At 46.2% G+C, this 2158-nt stretch carries 2 protein-coding genes; both read right to left on the bottom strand.

The window, feature by feature from the left end; translation table 11 throughout:
- Positions 1-96 precede the first annotated feature (96 nt).
- Positions 97-753: a hypothetical protein gene (locus GY843_RS02175; RefSeq protein ID WP_297306080.1), complete on the bottom strand. Its 657-nt coding sequence runs from the start codon at positions 751-753 to the stop codon at positions 97-99.
- Between the two features lie 244 nt (positions 754-997).
- On the bottom strand, positions 998-2053 hold the full coding sequence (locus GY843_RS02170) for a hypothetical protein (protein ID WP_297306079.1): 1056 nt from the start codon (positions 2051-2053) through the stop codon (positions 998-1000).
- Positions 2054-2158: the final 105 nt, after the last annotated feature.

Here is a 2158-nt window from a genome sequence, read left to right as displayed (position 1 = left end):
TACGTCTTCCAAGAGATGCTGTCGAAGAATCCCCACCTTTTCTCTTGCTGTGTATTGCTTCCTTTTCTTTGTCATTGTTTCTCCTCCCATTGTATACTAACTCTGATGTGGCTTTTCTCCAATTCCATCTGAAGCAATACATACCCAGTAGTAATACGTTGTCCCAAGTGTAACATTTGGATCATCATAAGATGTACCTGAAACAAATGTACTGAGTTGACGTTCACCAGTTAAGGATGTAGCACGGTCCACTCGATATGCGGTGGCACCAGAAACGGAGTTCCAAGTCACACGCACTTTATCAGAGTATGTACCATCAGTTGCTTGGACATTAGTCGGAGCGGGAATATTGCTATCATGAAGGTAGGCTGTCGCGTGATTGCTATAACCACTTTCGCCAGAACCATCAACCGCCGTCAGCCAATAACAATAGAATTCACCAATGCTAGCTGTGGTATCTTTGAAAAAAGCCGTGCTGGTAACGTTTGTAATAAATTGTTTGCTGCCATAGAGTGATTTAGCACGATACAATTTATAGTAATCAGCGCCAGACACAGGGGTTACACTGAACCATATTTCGTCAATGGTGCCGACTGCCGCCAGGTTTGTAGGAGCTGGGGGAGCGAGAAGTGGGTGAGCTGTAATTTGAAAGCTGCTAAACAGATTCGATAATACAACTATCAAACTAACCAGTAAAGCTAATGACAACTTCTTACTTACTCTATTTTTAAACATAATATCCTCCTCATTCATCTGTGACTCTTACAACTGTGACGAACTACTAGAGTTGAGTTGCGACTGATTGCAAAGCCAGCTAACGACATAGCTCACCTGCTGGGCGGGTCTAGCGTGTGACGGTTGCCATTTGTCACCGTCGCAGGCGTGGAGCAGTTGAAATTGCCGCCGCTAGCGCAGTCAGGTGCAGCGATTGTTATGCCACCACTACTCCAAAGTCATAGATTGATGTGATTTCCTGACATCAACCTGCTTTCCTTGTTCATCCCGCCTTGCGCCCCAGGCGCAATGAAATACTAATCCCGACCAACAAGCCCATACCTGCGCCGCTGAGCGTTCCTAGAATACTGGCTCCCAGAGTATACCCCCAATAGGCGCTATGTTCCCACCTCCACACACTGCCATCTTGCAGGAGAACATATTTGACTGTCTCATTTCCCCTGTCACAAAGACTAATCTCAACACTATCAATAACCTCACCAGGCGGTGCAGGAGTTTGGGGATAATAGCATGGCGGGGACCTTTCCATACTGAGATATTCATCAGTCAGTCGCCACTCCCAACTATCTGATTGGGAAGTAAAAACCTGGTCGTCAGTGGTTTCAACTGTAATACTCCAGGTACTGGCGGCAGCAATCTTGACAGATCTTTCTGAAGGAGCACCTAACGACTGCCACTTCGCAAAAGCACCAGAGTTCAGAAATTCGTAGATTGTTCCCCCAAGATAGTTGCCTGAGTACAATCCTAGCCCGGTGATGAGTATTGGAATAAGGATTATAGAGAGAAGGTTGTTTGGACGTCTGAAAGCACTGTAAGACGTACTCAATGCTGTCACGGTCGCCTTCTGCGCTTGAATCTCAACTGAATTCAGTTCAGCACTCTCGCGCACAAGCATGTGCGCTACAACAGCAAAGACGGCCGGCATAGCCAGACCAACTATTATTGTAACCAAGAATAGTTGGTCTGCTGAACGTTGAAGCAAATAGCTGTTGCCCCAACGCACAATGTCAAGACCGAGCAACACAAAGGCAGACTTGTACCTCAAGAACAGCGGCCAGAACGCAATTACAATCAATATTGTCAGTCCCACGCCAGGGATCATAGGAAACAAGTGTTCTAGCTCAAAAACGCCTACATGGATTGGACGCCCGAAATTGAACTCGGCAATAATGGCCCAGAGAGGTGTGGCAATGATTGGCTTCAGGGTAAACAGTCCAGCCATGGTTGCGAATCGGTTGCGGGATTCACTCAGAATACGAAAGCCAATAATGGCAGCAATCAACAAAGACGGCGCTGCTGGAGCTACTATACACACCATTTCACAGATCTCGATTCAATATAATATTTGGTCACCCCTATTACCTTTCGAATTCGTCTCTATATCACTTTGACTGTATTGATTGTGTTGCAAGGCAGCATAACG

It is taken from the genome of Neptuniibacter sp. (assembly GCF_024231755.1).
In the GTDB taxonomy this organism is placed as follows: Bacteria; Pseudomonadota; Gammaproteobacteria; order Pseudomonadales; family Balneatricaceae; genus Neptuniibacter.
The sequence above is the reverse complement of the archived record's forward strand: the minus strand, read 5'-3'. Positions and strand labels throughout refer to the sequence as shown.